The sequence below is a fragment of the Streptomyces hiroshimensis genome, from assembly GCF_014650335.1.
GTDB classification, from domain to species: Bacteria; Actinomycetota; Actinomycetes; order Streptomycetales; family Streptomycetaceae; genus Streptomyces; species Streptomyces hiroshimensis.
The window spans coordinates 90289-106120 of the sequence record NZ_BMUT01000013.1; the positions used below are offsets into that span (position 1 = coordinate 90289).

Annotated in this window: 12 protein-coding genes; 6 read left to right on the forward strand and 6 right to left on the reverse strand. The window is 71.1% G+C overall.

Annotation, left to right across the window (positions count from 1 at the left end; genetic code table 11):
• Positions 1-2: 2 nt before the first annotated feature.
• The 3 genes from IE241_RS26920 to IE241_RS26930 are packed head-to-tail and all read right to left on the reverse strand — an operon-like array spanning position 3 to position 3514.
• Entirely contained in the window at positions 3-950 is a 948-nt protein-coding gene (locus tag IE241_RS26920) for an AAA family ATPase (RefSeq protein WP_190024430.1), read from the reverse strand.
• Positions 947-3094 (reverse strand): VMAP-C domain-containing protein, encoded by a 2148-nt coding sequence (locus IE241_RS26925; RefSeq protein ID WP_190024431.1) that lies wholly within the window; start codon positions 3092-3094, stop codon positions 947-949. The genes IE241_RS26920 and IE241_RS26925 overlap by 4 nt, the downstream gene beginning before the upstream one ends.
• Before the next feature lie 3 nt (positions 3095-3097).
• Positions 3098-3514: a CU044_2847 family protein gene (locus IE241_RS26930; RefSeq protein ID WP_190024432.1), complete on the reverse strand. Its 417-nt coding sequence runs from the start codon at positions 3512-3514 to the stop codon at positions 3098-3100.
• Between the two features lie 343 nt (positions 3515-3857).
• Here IE241_RS26930 and IE241_RS26935 point away from each other — a divergent pair, with 343 nt between their 5' ends.
• Positions 3858-4388: a hypothetical protein gene (locus tag IE241_RS26935; protein WP_229899864.1), complete on the forward strand. Its 531-nt coding sequence runs from the start codon at positions 3858-3860 to the stop codon at positions 4386-4388.
• A 49-nt stretch (positions 4389-4437) separates the two neighbouring features.
• Here IE241_RS26935 and IE241_RS26940 read toward each other — a convergent pair whose 3' ends face one another.
• Entirely contained in the window at positions 4438-5088 is a 651-nt protein-coding gene (locus tag IE241_RS26940; protein ID WP_190024434.1) for a maleylpyruvate isomerase family mycothiol-dependent enzyme, read from the reverse strand.
• Positions 5089-5159: 71 nt separating this feature from the next.
• Between IE241_RS26940 and IE241_RS26945 the strand changes: the two genes are divergently transcribed.
• Positions 5160-6116, forward strand: a complete 957-nt coding sequence (locus IE241_RS26945; protein ID WP_190024435.1) for a LysR family transcriptional regulator — start codon at positions 5160-5162, stop codon at positions 6114-6116.
• A 309-nt stretch (positions 6117-6425) separates the two neighbouring features.
• Positions 6426-10283, forward strand: a complete 3858-nt coding sequence (locus tag IE241_RS26950) for an nSTAND1 domain-containing NTPase (RefSeq protein ID WP_190024436.1) — start codon at positions 6426-6428, stop codon at positions 10281-10283.
• Positions 10284-10313: 30 nt separating this feature from the next.
• Here the strand turns inward: IE241_RS26950 and IE241_RS26955 are convergent, their stop codons facing one another.
• A complete protein-coding gene (locus IE241_RS26955) occupies positions 10314-10862 on the reverse strand; it encodes a hypothetical protein (protein WP_190024437.1) in 549 nt (182 codons plus the stop codon).
• A 179-nt stretch (positions 10863-11041) separates the two neighbouring features.
• On the opposite strand from IE241_RS26955, the gene IE241_RS26960 reads away from it, so the two are divergent.
• The 3 genes from IE241_RS26960 (at position 11042) to IE241_RS26970 (ending at position 14045) form a co-directional block, all read left to right on the forward strand.
• Complete coding sequence (locus tag IE241_RS26960) at positions 11042-11917, forward strand: NmrA family NAD(P)-binding protein (RefSeq protein ID WP_190024438.1); 876 nt, start codon at positions 11042-11044, stop codon at positions 11915-11917.
• A gap of 148 nt (positions 11918-12065) precedes the next feature.
• Positions 12066-12398 carry a hypothetical protein gene (locus tag IE241_RS26965; RefSeq protein WP_190024439.1) on the forward strand — a complete coding sequence of 111 codons (333 nt, stop codon included), beginning with the start codon at positions 12066-12068 and terminating at the stop codon, positions 12396-12398.
• A gap of 84 nt (positions 12399-12482) precedes the next feature.
• A complete protein-coding gene (locus IE241_RS26970) occupies positions 12483-14045 on the forward strand; it encodes an FAD-dependent monooxygenase (RefSeq protein ID WP_229899866.1) in 1563 nt (520 codons plus the stop codon).
• A gap of 15 nt (positions 14046-14060) precedes the next feature.
• Here the strand turns inward: IE241_RS26970 and IE241_RS26975 are convergent, their stop codons facing one another.
• A complete protein-coding gene (locus tag IE241_RS26975) occupies positions 14061-15809 on the reverse strand; it encodes a purine-cytosine permease family protein (RefSeq protein WP_190024441.1) in 1749 nt (582 codons plus the stop codon).
• Between the last annotated feature and the right edge of the window lie 23 nt (positions 15810-15832).

The window sequence follows — 15832 nt, forward strand, 5'->3', positions numbered from 1 at the left end:
CGTCAGATGTTTCCCGTCAGCCGGTGCAGTACCGCGTCAAGCAGCCCGTCGGCGTCCAGGTCCACACCGCCCACGCGCAGGAAGACGGCGTTGAGCAGCTGGTCGGTGGCGAGTTCGCCGGGTGCCCGGCGCCTGAGGAAGGCCTGCAAGAGGTCGTCCACCTGCCGGAGCGTGTCGTCCCCGAGGTGAGCCCGGACGATGGCGCGCAGCCGCTCCTCGTCCGGCACGGGCAGGTCGAGCCGGATGCAGCGGCGCAGGAAAGCGGGCGGGAAGTCCCGCTCGCCGTTGCTGGTGATGACGACGACGGGGAACTCGGTGCAGTGGACGTGGCCCCGTTCGACCGGGACGGTGCCGTCGTCGGCCGTGAGGACGTCCACGAGGGATATCTCCTGCGGCAGCCGGATGAGTTCGGGGATCTCGAAGACACCCTCCTCGAAGACGGTCAGCAGGTCATTGGGGAGATCCACGTCCCCCTTGTCCATCTCGTCGACGAGCAGGGCCCGCGGCCTGCTGTTCGGCACGAGCGCCGTGCCGAGCGGGCCGAGGCGGATGAAGCTGCCGATGGACGGCTCGGGCTCATCGCGGTCCCGGCTCAGGGTGGTCTCGCGCAGCCTGCCGATGGCGTCGTACTGGTAGAGGGCGTCCTGCACGCTGGAGCGACTGTTGACGGGCCAGCGCAGCAGCTCGCCCAGGTCGAGCTCGTGGGCGACGGCCCGGGCCAGCGACGACTTCCCCGTGCCGGCCGGGCCGGTGACCAGGAGCGGCCGCCTCAGGTGGAGCGCGGCGTTGACCACGTCGGCGTGCTCGGGGGAGATGAGATAGGGCAGGGGTGCGGGTGCGCGGCTGGGTGTCCTGAACCGGCGCCACGGAGGGGCGGGCGGCATGGTGAGGGTGCGCTGGACGCCGTCGCCGCGGAAGATCCGCCAGTCATCGGCCGGTGCCGTGCTCATACGCTCTCCTGAGGCTCGGACAGCAGCAGCCTGGGCGCTGCACGGTCTGCGTCCGCCCAGGCGAGGACCGGGTGCCCGGGGAATTCGAAGGGCTGCTGCAGGGCTTTGGCGCGGTAGGACCGTACGCCTTCGGGCAGCTCGCGGGTGGCCACCCCCGCCATGCGGTCGACCGCGTGCTGTTCCTGCGCCGGGCCCCGGTCCCAGACGACCACGGGCACGCCGAGGGCCAGGCAGAGCTGTACGATCCCGTCGCGCAGCCCGGGCGGGACGTCCACCGTGACCCGGACGGCGTCCAGCCGGTCCATCAGCGTCCCGTAGACCATCCGCTGGCCCAGGGCCGGGTCGGTGAACCGCAGGGCGGCGCCGGAGTCCAGCTGTCTCCACCGGCGGCGCCAGTCGGGGACGAAGCGCTCGTTGCGGCGCAGCAGATCCGGGCAGTTGACCACCAGCGGGAACTCGGCGCCCAGCACGCCGGGGACCAGGTCGTCCGGCCCCTGGCTCTCCCACTCGTCGATCGGGAGGTTCAGCCCGGCACGGTCGACGAGCGCTTCCACCAGGGGGCGGCGGTCGGGCGAGCCCCGGTAGGCCGACTCCAGGACGCTCAGCAGCTCCCGCGCCGCCTCCGACCGGCTGTACGTGATGCTGCCGTCGCCCGGCAGCCGGCGCAGTCCCGAGCCCTCGTCGCACCACACACGCAGCCGGTAGCGGTCCCCGGGCCCGCCGGTGATCTCGACGAGCACCCGCGGCGGGGCGGTGCGCTCCGCCAGGGCCCCCGCCCAGTCGTCGGCGTCCGAGCGTCGCTCCCGGAGCGCGGAGCGGGGGATGCCGAGCCGCTCGGCGACGCCGTCGCACCACAGCCGCAGCCCCGCCCGCTGGGCGGACGGGCAGAGCACGGCGAGGTACTCCATGACCCGCAGCAGCCCCGGAACCCGCAAGCCCTCTTCCTCTGCCCGGCTGTCGCCCAGCAGGCACTCCAGATGGTCGAGGATCCCCTCGGCACCCTCGTCGCCGGGGAACGCGGCGGCGAGCGGCAGCGCCGCCCGCACGGCCTCCGGCAGCCGCGCCAGGGCCGGGTCGGGAAGGGAGTTGAGGAGCCTGCGCAGTTTGCGGTGCTCCAGCGGCGAGAGCAGCCGCGGCGTCCGGGACAGCTGGCCGGCGGCCAGCAGCCGGGCCACGGACAAGGGGTCGTGACTGAAGATCTCGGTCATCGCGGCCAGCGCCCGCGGCTCCGTCACGAGCAGTTGGGCGAACTCCTCCGAGGTGGGCGCCGAGCCGTCGTCGCGGTGACCGAGCCCGCAGCGGTCCGCCACGGCCCGCCCGTGGTCCGCCCGGAGCGTGGACAAGGGCATCAGGGTCTCGACGAGGTCGGTGAGGACCGGCAGCGCCGGGTCGTCCAGGTCCGGTTCGTGCCCGTCGAGGAGCCGTCCGGCACCGGCGGCCCGCAGCTCGCTCTCGATCCGCTGCCAGGGGATGCCCCAGCTGCGGCGGGCGACCTGCTGGGTGCTGAACGGCAGGGGCAGACCCGTTGCACGGTCATGGGGCGGCATGATGTGGGCGGCGACGATCCCGACCACGGCCTGGTGTGCGGCCGACCAGAGCGGCCCTCCGCTGTAGGCCGGCCCGATGGGCATCCCGGTGCACGCACCGTCCACGTACCCGATGGTGCCGTCGCAGGCCATCACCTCGACGTCGGCGAAGGAGCTGCGCAGCCCCGTGCCGTGCCAGGCGCGCAGTGTCTGCCCCTCCTTCATCGGCTGCCGGTGCGGCGGGGCGACGCCGTCGGCCCGGGGCTCGTCGAGCTGGAGCACGGCGAGGTCGCCGAGCCACTCCTGGTCACGCCCCGCGCGCACTGCCGGTGTGCCGTCGAGCGGACGCGGAGGAATCCAGTGCCGTACGCGGGCCTCGTGCCTGCGGGTGCCCCTGGAGCCGTGGAAGGACACCTGGACGGGTTCGCGGCCCGGGGCGCGCGTCTCGAAGGGGTCCCGGCCCAGGGCGTCGTTGACGACATGGGCACAGGTGAGCAGCTGATCGGGGGCCAGCAGGACGCCGGCGCCGGCGGACAGGCCGTCCCGGCCGCGGGTCACCGAGGCGACGATGTGGCGCGGATCCATGGTCTCCGGGGCCATGGTGCGGAACCAGCCCATGTATCACTCCGTACGGGGTTGCGGCTTCCACATCGCCGAAACGGTCAGGTGTGCCTGGCCGCTGCTGCCGACGATGCCGAGCTTGAGGTCCTGGCCGACCTGGATACCGAAGGTCACGTTCACCTCTGCAGGCGGCGGCTCCGATGCCGTGACGGCGTCGTGCACCTCCTGCAGGAGGACGCCGAGCGGCTGGAGCGTTTTGCGCAGGGTGTCGACCGCGAACGCGGCTGCGGCGCCCCGGCCGTCGCCCCGGGCCACCGGCACACTCCGGCCCATGCCCTCGGGCAGGTCCTCGGGCAGGTCCTCGCCGGGAGAGGGCGCCGGACCGGGCCCGGGTCCGCAGGACTCCGCCTCCGCCGGGAAAAGCGCGAAACGCACCGACGTGCCGTCGGCGAGGCGGAGTTCGGTGAAGTTCGGCATCCTGACATTGTGCTGGCCAAGGCCTCACCGCGGATGCGGTTCCGTCGAACTCCCTTACCGGGTGCGGAAGTAATCAGGGATGTCGGCGGCATCGCCACTTATGCGCCTCTCCTCCCTGTCCTCCCTACCATGTCAGGGTCGCTGCGACTGCCGTTCATCGGCAGTGACGCCCTTCTCACACTCCGTGCCGGGCGGGCTGACTTTCGTCCCGGCCTCCGGTGTCCTTGCCCCTCGACAGGCACGAGCGACCATGACGATGGGATGGGATGGGATGGGCGTGTACAGACCATTGACGTACCTCAGAGCCAAGGCGGCAGCGGCCCGCGGCCGGGTTGCCGCCGCCGTGGGAGCAATCGCACTGATCACGACTGCGCTCACCGGCACCGCGGCCGGTACGGCCACCGCCGCGACGACCGGTGACTGGCGGCCGTCGGGCAAGTGGTCCTGCTCCGGCGCTCCCGTGCCGGACGGCTGGGTCATCACCGGCTACGACCGCTCCGGCTGCAACGGCATCGGTTCCTGGTATCAGCAGCCGGTGAAGGACGGCATCTGGACCTGTTCCGGCTCGCCGATCGTGGCCGGTTACGTCATCACCAACTACGACCGCAACGGCTGCACCGGCATCGGGGCCTGGTACCACCAGCTGGCCCGCGACGGCCGCTGGACCTGCGCCGGCTCCCCCATCCCGCCCGGCTACGTCACGACCAACTACGTGCGTACCGGCTGCAACGGCATAGGCGCGTGGTACCACCAGCTCGTCCGCAACGGCATCTGGACCTGCCCCGGCTCCCCCATCCCGCCGGGATACCGCAGCACCACGTACATGGCCAACGGCTGCGGCGGTATCGGCGCCTGGTACACCGTGCGCGCCTGACCAGTCCAGCCTCCGCGGGCGCGGGCGCCGGCTCCCACGGCTTCACGCTTCACCTTGCGGTGAACCTGCCGGCCGGCTCGCCTCGGAGCCGGCCGGCCGGAAGCCTACGGCCGAAGGTGACCAGGAGGAGGTCCTGCGCTGTGCCGTAGAGAGGTGAGCCGGATCCGTAGGACCAGTCCAGGTCTTCGGCACACAGCCGTACTCCGCTGATGTCGGCGCCGAAGAACTTCAGGCCGCTGGGCCGGACGGCGTCGAGCAGAATGCGCAGCCGGTCCTCGGGGACGCGCCGGTCGAGCCCGAGGGCGACGGTGACGTCCAGCCCGTGCACCACATCGTGGCCGAGTGCCGACGTATACCCGCCGACCGGTGGCGTCCAGGGGTGGTGGGCGTTGTCCCGCAGGAAGGCGGCGAGTTCGGTGGTGGTCCGGGCGGCCACGTCCCTGCGTGCGACGCGGTCGGTCATGCGGTGCAGGTTCCCGCGCGCCTTCACCAGTTCGCCGATCGTCGCGGGCAGGGAGAGCCGGAACCCCATCGACATGTGGGCCACGACCTCACGAACGCGCCATCCGGCGCAGAGGCTCGGCTCGTCCCACTGTCCGGCCTTCAGCTCGTCGAACAGGTCGGCCAGCTCTTCACGTTCTGCTGCGATCGCGGCCCTGACCTCGGTCGTCCTGCCCTTGTGGTCCGTCGCGTTCTTCATGTGATCAAGCGTGCGGCCGGCCTGCACATACGTCCAATAGACGTTTGTGCTGCTCTTTAGAATGACCGCTTATGGAACTCCGGCAGTTGCGCTATTTCGTCGCCGTCGTCGAGGAGGGCGGTTTCACTCGCGCCGCGACCCGGCTGCATCTGGCCCAGCCGGGCCTGAGCGCCCAGGTCCGCCGGCTGGAGAAGGAGCTGGGGCAGCCCCTGCTCGACCGCTCCGGCCGGTCGGTGACCCTTACCGAGGCGGGCCGGGCCGTTCTGCCGCACGCGCGCGCCGCGCTGGCCGCGGCGGACGCCGTGCGACAGACGGTGGACGAGTACGCAGGGCTGCTGCGCGGCCGGGTCACGCTCGGAGTGGTCTCCGGCGCCACCAGCCACGCCTTCGATGTCGCTTCGCTCCTCGCGGACTTCCACGACGCGCATCCCGCCGTGGAGATCGCCCTCACCGAGGACACCTCGGAGCGGATGCAGGCCGCACTGCTCGCCGGTGAGCTCGACATCGCCCTCCTCGGGCCGACGGAGGAGACGCCGCCACCAGGCGTGTCCTTCCGGATGGTGATCGACACCCCGCTGGCCGCCGCCGTCGCGTCCGGCGACCCGCTCCTCGCCCCCGGCGGTACGCGCCCCGCCCCCGCCCCCGCCGACCGCACGAGCGTCCACCTGGCCGATCTGCGTGACCGGCCGCTGATCTGCCTGCCGCGCGGCACCGGGGTGCGCGCGGCGCTCGAACGCGCTTGCGCGCAGGCCGGGTTCCGGCCGCGTGTCGCCTTCGAGGCAGCGGCCCCCCACGTGCTCGCGCAGCTCGCCGCCCGGGGCCTGGGCATTGCCGTCCTGCCGGCCGGCGAGGACGGACCGGCCCCCGACGGGCACCTGCGCATGCTGCAGATCGTCCGGCCCGGGATACGCGGCCGCATCGCCCTCGCCTGGCGGTCCACCGGACCCGTGAGCCCCGCGGCCCGCGCACTCCTCGACCGCCTGCGCGAGGCCCTGCCCGAGGTGGCCGTAGAGCCACCGGGCCCATAGGCCCAAGGACCAAGGCCCAAGGCCCGGTCGGCGCGTTCCCCGCCGGACGGGTGCCGTCCGGGACGCCGGACATGGCCGGAAACGTCGAGGAGTACGTCACAGACCTGTATGTTCCCGCGACGAGCGCGGTTCCGGCGGTCCCGGCCGAGGACGGCACCGCCGGAACCGCCCGACCGGGCCTGAGACCGCAAGCCCGTTCAGGGCCGGACAGCCATAGGAGGGCTCCGGACAGTGGAAGGCGGAACCCACGCCCCCGGCGGCCGGCCCGCCGGGGCACGGCCACCGGGGCCGCAACACGCGGGTGAGCAGTTGCGCCGCTTACGCCTCGAACGCGGCGTCTCCCTGGTCAAGCTGGCCCGGCTCGCGTTCTACAGCAAGGGCTACCTGAGCAAGGTCGAGAACGGCGAGAAGCCGCTGACGCTGGAACTGGCCCGCGCTTGTGATCACGCACTGGAGACCGGCGGAGCGCTCGAGCTCCTCGTCCCGGTTCCGGCCGGAGACAAGGGCGGCTCCCGGCCGGAGGACCACGGCGTGTGCCCGTACCGGGGGTTGTCCCCGTTCGGAGCGGAGGACGCCCGGTGGTTCTTCGGACGCGACGCGGAGACCGCCGGCGTCGTCGCCCAGCTGACGGAGCGGCTCACCCTGCCCGGCCCCCTGCTGGTCATGGCCCCTTCCGGGGCAGGGAAGTCTTCCCTGCTGCGGGCAGGAATGCTGCCTGCCCTTGCCCGTGGAGCACTGCCGGTCGCCGGCTCACACGCCTGGCCCGCGGTGCTGCTCACCCCCGGTGAGCGTCCCGTCCGGGAGCTCCTGTCCCAGGTGACGAAGGTGACCGGAGGAGCTCACCGGCTGCTCGAAGCGGCGTTGAACGAGGGACCGGGCGCTTTCGCCGCCGCAGTACGCGATGCGGTGGCCGGACACGGTTCCCCGGACCGGACGTCCGGTCCGGGGAGGAGCCCCGGCGACTCGGCCGCCGAGGCGGCCGCGGCCCTGGTGGTCGTCGTGGACCAGTTCGAGGAGCTCTTCACCCTCTGCCGGGACGGGCAGGAACGCGCCGTCTTCGTGGAGGCGCTGCTCGCCCTGGCCACGGGGCGAGGAGACACAGAGGGCGGAGACACAGAAGGCGGGCTGCCGACGGCTCTGGTCGTGCTCGGAGTCCGTGCGGACTTCTACGATCGGTGCCTGGCCTACCCCGGGCTGGCGGCCTCCCTGCAGCACGGCCACATCACCCTGGGCCCGATGAACGACGCCCGATTGCGCGAGGCCATCACGGCGCCTGCCCGCGAGGCCGGCCTGGAGGTGGAGGCGGGTCTGGTCGAAGTCCTGTTGCGGGACATCGGTCTCATGCCCGGCAACGCAGCGGATACCGGCGTGTCCCGGGCCGGAGCGCTTCCCCTGCTCTCCCACGCTCTGCTCAGCACCTGGCAGCACCGGGAAAACGCCACGCTGACGGTGGCCGGCTACCGGTTGACCGGCGGCATATCCGGGGCCGTGGCCGCCACTGCCGAGCGCGCCTACACGTCACTGCCCACCGACCGGCAAGCGGTGGCCCGGCGCATCCTGCTCCAGCTCGTCCACGTCGGCGAGGACAGGGAGACCAGCCACCGCACCCACCGTACGCATCTGCTGGAGGACCGTCCCACGCGGGAGACGACCGAAGACGTCCTCGAGGTGTTCACCCGCGCCCGCCTGCTGACCGTGGACGCCGACCACGTGGAACCGGCCCACGAGATCCTGTTGCACGCCTGGCCGCGCCTGCGGGCATGGATCGACGACGACCGGGCCGGCCTGAGGACCCGCCAGCTCCTCGCCGAGACGGCTGCGGCGTGGGAGGAGGAAAGCCGCGACAAAGGTCTGCTCTACCGCGGCACCCGCCTGGCCGCAGCCCGCGAATGGGCCGCCGACCCCGCCCGCCGCGCCACCTTGAGCCCCGTGGCACAGGCCTTCCTCGACGCCAGCACCGACCACGAGACCGCAGAGCGAAAGAAGGAGCAGCGTCGCAGCAGGGGTATGCGCCGGCTGCTCGCCGGTCTCGTGATCCTCCTGACCCTTGCCTTGATCGCCACGGGCGTGGCCTTCTGGCAGCGGCAGGCCGCCGTCACCGCTCAGCGCGAGGCTCAGTCCCGGCAGATGGCCGCCCAGTCGAGCGCCCTGCTCGACTCCGATCCCGACCTGGCCTCGCTGCTGGCCGTTCAGGCCCACCGCACCGGCAAGACCGACGAAGCGACCGCCAGCCTCTACGCGGCCGCCACGCTCCCCCTCCGTCACCGTCTCACCGGCCATACCGGGGCGGTGACGTCGGTGGCCTTCGATCCCGGCGGCAAGACCCTCGCCACCGGCAGTTCCGACGGCACCGCACGCATGTGGGACGTCGCTACGGGAAGAGTCCGCACGACCTTGACCGGCCACAGCGCCCCGGTGCGATCGGTCGCGTTCAGCCCCGACGGCAGAACCCTCGCCACCGGCAGCGACGACAGGACCGTGCGGCTCTGGGACGTCTCCACAGAAGAGACTCACGGCCTCCTCACCGGCCATACCCGTCCGGTGGCATCGGTGGCCTTCAGCCCTGACGGCCTCACCGTCGCCAGCATCGGCGGCGACGGAACCGTCCGGCTGTGGGACGTCGCAAGAGGCGCGATCCACGCCACCTTCGCCCCTGGTGCCCGGGTGACCTCGCTGGCGTTCAGCCCCGACGGCAAGACCCTCGCCACCGCAGGCGAAGACCGGACGACGCGCCTCTGGGACATCACCACAGAGACGATCTCCAACACCCTGGTGGCAAAGACCGCTGCCACGGTGCAGTCGGTCGTGTTCAGCCCGGGCGGCAAGTCCCTCATCACAGCCGGTTACGACGGCACCGTCCAGCTCTGGGACGTGACGACGGGGAAAGCCCGCACCCTCCCCATGGGTCAGCTCACCTCAGCGGAATCAGTCGCCTTCAGCCCCGACGGCCAGACCCTCGCCACGAGCAGCGTGAAATCCATACGGCTGTGGGACGTGGCCACGGGGATGCTCCGCAACACCTTCACCGGCCACAGCGCCCCGGTGCGGTCGGTGGCGTTCAGCCCTGACGGAAAGACCCTCGCCACCGGCAGCTCGGACAGCACCGCCCGTATCTGGGACATCACCACAGGGAAAGCCCGCAGCACCCTCACGGGGCAGAACAGTCCTGTGGAGGCAGTGGCGTTCAGCCCCGACGGTAAAACCCTCGCCACCAGCAATTACGACAAAAGCGTACGCGTGTGGGACGTGGCGACGCGGAGAATCCGCCGCACCCTCGCCGGCCACACTGCCCTGGTCGCATCAGTGGCGTTCAGCCCTGACGGAAGGGTTCTCGCCGCGGGTGGTTACGACGGCAGCGTCCGGCTCTGGGACATCAACGCCGCCAAGACCCTCAGGATCCTGCCCAAGGCCGCTGCTCCGGTCGGGAGGGTGGCGTTCAGCCCGGACGGGAAGACACTGGTCACCGGAAGCCAGGACACGACCGTCCGCATCTGGGACATCGCCACGGGCACCCTGCGGAACACCCGTACCGGCCACACCGTACCCGGAGGACCGGCGGTGATCAGTCCCGACGGCAAGGCGGTCGCCACCGGCAGTCTCCCCGGTGACTCCGACAGGACCGCGCGGGTCCGGGACGTGGGCACGGGCAGAACCCGCACCATCACCACCGACCACACCGCCCGGGTCGTACTGATGGCATTCAGCCCGGACGGAAGAACGCTCGCCACCAGCAGCGGCGAGCAATCCCTCATCACCGGCAGCTTCGACGACACCGTGGCGCTGTGGGACGCAGGTACGGGGAAAGCCCGTAACGTCATCACCGGCGTCTCCGGCAATGTGCTGGCGATGGCATTCAGCCCTGACGGCAGGACCATCGCCACAAGCGGTGACGACAGGACGGTGCGGCTCTGGGACGTGGCCACGGGGAAATCCCGCAGTGTTTTCCCTCAAAACGCCACGCAGGTGGTCCTGCTGGAGTTCAGCCCTGACGGGAAGACATTGGCGACCGGCAGTGGTGACAGCGCGGTGCAGCTCTGGGACGTGGACCTTCCCGATGCCGCCGAAGCGGGCAGAAGGGTCTGCCGGGCACTCCACCGGGACTTCACCCGCAGAGAACGTTCTTCGTACGTGCGGGACCAGGCGTCCGGTCCCGTGTGCCCGGCCTAGAGCCACGGCAGGCCGGGCCCCGACCAGGCGTCAGGAGGGGCGCTTTCGGGCGGTGACGTAACGGAACGGCTCGCAGACTCCGGCGCTGTGGTGGCCCGCGGCCGCGAGAGCCAGAGCCAGACGCCTGCGTGGCGGGAGGCCCAGGCCCGCGGTGGCGTGCAGGGCGCCCAGCGCGAATTCGCCACCGCACCCCACCGCTTCGTATCCGTCGGCGGGCTCGGCTATCTGGTAGTCCTCGTAGACGGCGAACAGGCGGTCGTATATGCCGACGAGGAACGTCCCGGCCCGCTCCTGCTCGGATTCCTTGCGCGACCAGCCGCCGTTCTTGAGGCAGGTGCGCAGCTTGTCGATGAAGACGGTGGTCATGAACCGGTCCAAGTCGCCCTTGGGCTTGGGTGCCTTGAACGCGTGGTGCAGCAGCTGGCCCATGCGGAAGCTGGTGGTGAAGCCCATGGCGTAGGGGCCGTTGCGGAAGATCTTCGGATCCCGGCGGACGGTGAGGCCGAGACCGGAGACACCGGCCGAGTCCCCGCCCAGGTGCACCCGCTCATGGTGGACAAGCCCGACGATCACGGTCATGGTCTCCCCCTCTGCCGTTGCCGCCCCGCCCTCCCGGATACTGCGCCCGGGACACCGGGCGGAAACCGGGCGACGGAAAGAGGGTGAGGCCTGGTGAAGGGACTGCGCCCGCGCGGAGCCCTAGAGTGCAGGGAACACCAGTGAGGTGCACGAAAGAGGTGCACGAAAGGGGTGCTTCGATGACCATCGTCATCACCACGCCGACGGGGCACGTGGGATCGCGCGTGGTGCGGCTGCTGCTTCAGGCGGGCGTCCGTCCCCGCGTTCTGGTCCGGGACCCGGACCGCCTGGACGAGGAGACCCGCGTGCGGGTCGATGCGCGCCGGGGCGACCTGGCGGACGCCGGGTTCGTCCGCGAGGCGGTGGCCGGGGCACGTAGCGTCTTCTGGGTCGATCCCACTCCGCACACGACGGCGGACCCGATCGAGACCTCGCTGCGGACCGCGGCGCCGTTGGTGGAGGCCGCCCGGGCAGGTGAGGTGGGGCGGGTGGTGCTGCTGAGCAGTATCGGGGCGGAGAAGCGACACGGGGTGGGACACATCGACGCCCTGGCCGGGATCGAGGAACGACTCGATGCCACCGGCGCGGATGTGCTGCACCTGCGGTGCGCCTATTTCTTCACCAACCTGCTGTTCGACCTCGAAGGGCTCTCCCAAGGCGTCCTGACCACGGCGTTCGACCCCGACCGGCCGATGCCGTGGGTCGATCCGCGCGACATCGGAGACGTGGCCGCGGCCCGGCTGCTGAGCGACACCTGGCAGGGCCGGGTCGTACAGGCCGTCCACGGACCGGAAGACCTCACCTTCAACCAGGTCGCACGGATCCTCACCGAGGCGCTCGGACGCCCGGTCCGGCTCAACCCCGTCAGCGACGGCGCGGCGCGGGACGCGCTGCGCGCGGCGGGGCTGCCGCCCTCGGCGGTGGAGGGCATCGCCGGGATGGCCACCGGATCGCGCGACCTGGTGCCCGAGCAGCCCCGCGACCTGCTCACCACCACACCGACCTCGCTCAGCGGGTGGGCTCATGCCCGGCTGCGTCCGCTCCTGGAAAGGTGACAGAGCCCCGACAGTCGGGACAGGCGTTCTCAACGCCACCCATACGGGTGACCTCGGGCGTCACTCTCCTGTGAATCGGTTCATCTGCCTTAAGTCATGCCCGATAGTCAAAGCGGGAGCGGGCATCGTCCCGCCGGGGAGGATGTTCATGTACACGCTCACACGTCTGGGCCGGGTCGCGACGACGGTCGGAGCCGCGCTCGTGCTGGCCACCGGTCTCTCCACCAGCGCGCAGGCCGCCACGGGCCAGTTCGACTACGCGTCGGCGAACGGGGAGGACCTCACGTTCGACAACCCGCGAAACGGCGAGTGCTTCCTCCTGGTCGGCGGTGCCCTGCGGGCGGATAACGACACGGACACCAGGGCCACGTTCTACGAGGAGCCAGGGGACTGCGAGTCGCGGGTCGTCGGCACGCTTCAGCCGCACATGGCGAGGAGCTTCCAAGGGGGGACGATTCCCCACAGCGTGAAGTTCGGCTGAGCGGGCGGCCGCCTGGAAGGGCATTCGGCGGTACGCCGACGCGCGGACATTGCGGCCGGCCCCCGAGGGCGGAAGATGGACCTTATGGCGGACGCCGAAGTGGCCGTATTGATCGTCGGTGGCGGGCCGGTCGGGCTCACCGCCCGGGCGCTGCTGGAGCGCTGGGGTGTGCGGGCGTTGCTGGTCGAAAAGCACGGCGAGCTGTCGCCCTTTCCCCGGGCCCGGCTGGTCAACGTGCGCTCGATGGAGATCTATCGCGGGCTCGGGATCGGCGCCGAGATCACGGCCGGCGCGTTCGCACCGGAGTACGGCCGCATCCGCTTCCGCGACACCCTTCAGGACCGCGACTTCGCCACGGCGGCGATGGTCGGGATCAACGCGCCGGTGCCTGAAAGCCCCGTGATCGGCACGGTCACCTCGCAGGACCGGTTGGAACCCCTCCTGCTCGCCGCAGCAGACGCACCGGTGCGGTTCGGGGTCGAGCTCATCGGCCTGGTCGAGGAACCCGGGAGCGTCGTGGCCTCCGTCCTCGACCGTAAGAACGGTGAGGAGACCCGCGTCCGGGCCCGTTACGTGCTCGCCGCGGACGGCGCGAACTCCACCGTCCGGCAGCGGCTGGGAATCGGCACGACCGGCCCCGGAGAGCTGGGGGGCTTCACCACGGTCGTGTTCGACGCCGATCTCAGCCGCTGGTGCGCCCACCAGCCCGCCGGGGTCTACTTCACCGCGCACGGGTTGTTCGCCCCGCTCTACCCCGAAGGAGGCTGGGCCTGGTTCGTTCCCACACCCGAAGACGCCGCGCACACCGACTGGTCCGGACTCCTCTCCCGCGCCCTCGGCCCCGGCGCGGACGGCCGGGCCGACGTGCTGCGGGTCCAGCACTGGGTGATGAACGCATCCGTCGCCGAACGCTTCCGCCACGGCCGGATCCTGCTGACCGGGGATGCCGCGCATGCGATCCCCATCGTCGGTGGCCTGGGGATGAACACCGGCGTCGCGGACGTGCACAACCTGTGCTGGAAACTGGCGGGCGTTCTCCACGGATGGGCAGGGCCGGGCCTGCTGGAGACCTATGAGACGGAACGGCACCCCGTCGCCCACGAGACTCTCCGCCAGGCGGTGTCCAACGCCCAGCTCATGATGCAGGTGCAGGACCGGCGCCGCGATCAGCTCCGAACCGGCGAATCAGCACCGGCCCGGATGGAACTTCCCTGGTCGGAACGGTACTTCGCCCAGCTCGGCCTCGTGCTCGGCGTCAGCTACCGCTCCGACGCCGTGCTCGCCGACCACACCGCACCGCCCGAGCCGTCCGGCACAGGCACGGACTACGTCCCCACCGCAGACCCCGGCCGCCGCATGCCACACCTCTGGCTCGCCCCCGGCCGGTCCACGCTCGACGCCTTCGGCGAATGGTTCACCCTGCTCACCCCGGATCCCACCCCCTGGGAGCAGCAGGCCGCCGCGCCATGGCCGCTCCGCGTCGAGACGCTTCCCGACGAGCACGCCGAGCTGTGCGGCCTCCGCTCACACGGCGCTCTCCTCATCCGGCCGGACGGCCACATCGGCGCCCGCTGGCGCGACCGCCCGCCCGGCGACTCCTCCCTTCATGACGCCCTCACCTCCCTCACCTGCTCGGCGCTTGCCTGAAACCGGCCCGGCACATCAGGCTGCGGCCGGCGACGCCGGGAGTACGTGCTCGCCGGCTCCGTCGGTGCTCAGGCACAGGGAGCAGACCACCGCGTCGTGAGCGGGGCAGGCGGCCACGTCCGGGCGTTCGAATTCCTGCCGGCATACGTGGCACTCGTAGAGCGTGGCGCTGGGGTTTCCGCCGGCGTCGAGGAGGGGTTCGTCGATCCCGTCCGTGGTGCGGCGCAGGTAGTAGCGCCCCTTGGTCAGGACGGCCATCAGCGGGGTGAGGACGAAGGCGATCAGTGCCGCCGCGACCGGGGAGTAGGGCTGGAGCGCGTCGCCGAGGGCGTGGAAGTACATGGCGATCGACAGCCCGGAGGCGGCGGTGAAGGCGACCGTGCCCACGGGGTTGACCGCGTAGAGCATGCCGCGCCGGAACTCGGGTGCGTGCGGGGAGAGTTTCAGCAGGTATTTGTTCACCATGATGTCGGTGGCGACGGTGACGACCCAGGCGATGGCGCAGTTGGAGTAGAAGCTCAGGACGCGGTTGAGGAAGCTGAACATGTCGGCTTCCATCAGGGCCAGCGCGCAGGCCAGGTTGAGCAGGACGAACACCATGCGTCCCGGGTAGCGCTTGGTGAGCCGGGTGAAGGAGTTGGTCCACGCCAGCGAGCCGGAGTAGGCATTGGTCACGTTGATCTTGATCTGGCTGATCACGACCAGGGCCACGGCCAGCGGGATGACCAGCCACGAGGGCATCATCGCATCGAAGGCCGCCTTGAACTGCTGAATGGGCTCGGCTGCGGCCACCGGCCCCACGGAGGCGATGACGTACACGGCGAGGAAGACCCCGATCGCCTGCTTCAGCGCACCGAGCACGACCCAGCCCGGGCCGGCCGCCACGACCGCCGTCCACCACGCGCGCCGGTTCGCATCGGTGCGGGGAGGCATGAAGCGCAGATAGTCGATCTGCTCGCCGATCTGCGCGATCAGTGACAGGCAGACGCCGGAGCCCAGCAGCACCGAGGCCGTGTCCACCCCGCCCCGGCCGTCGGTGCCCGCGTAGGACAGCCAGCGGTCCACCGTCCCCGGGTCGGTGACCATCAGGTAGACCAGCGGTCCCACCATCAGCAGCAACCACACAGGCGTCGTCCACACCTGAAGCTTGCTGAGGGCCTTCATCCCGTAGGCGACCAGGGGTATCACCATGAACGTCGAGAGCAGATAGCCCAGCCACAGCGGCAGTCCCAGGCCGAGCTTCAGCCCTTGCGCCATGATCGCCCCTTCGAGGGCGAAGAAGATGAAGGTGAAGCTGGCGAAGATGACGCTGGTCAGGACCGAACCGTAGTAGCCGAAGCCGGAGCCGCGGGTGATCAGGTCCAGGTCGATGTTGTAGCGCGCCCCGTAGTAGGCGAGCGGGAAGCCGGTGACGAAGATGACCACGGCGGCGACGAGGATCGCGGCCAGCGCGTTTCCGGTGCCGTGCGTGAGGCCGATGCCGGCGCCGATCGAGAAGTCGGCCATGTAGGCGATCCCGCCCATCGCGGTGGTCGCCACGACCATCGGTGTCCAGCGGCGGTAGCTGCGCGGGGCGAACCGGAGGGTGTAGTCCTCCAGGGTCTCCCGGGCCGCGTGCTCGGCGTCGACCCCGACGTCAGCCCCGAGACCGGCCCTACGGTCGGCCCTGAGGTCAGCCCCGAGACCCGCCCCGGGGTCGGATCCGGCGTGCGGAGACTCCTCACGGCCGGCGGGTTCTTTCAGTCGTGGCTCGGTGCTACTCATGCGATCTCCTGGGCGTGCAGTGG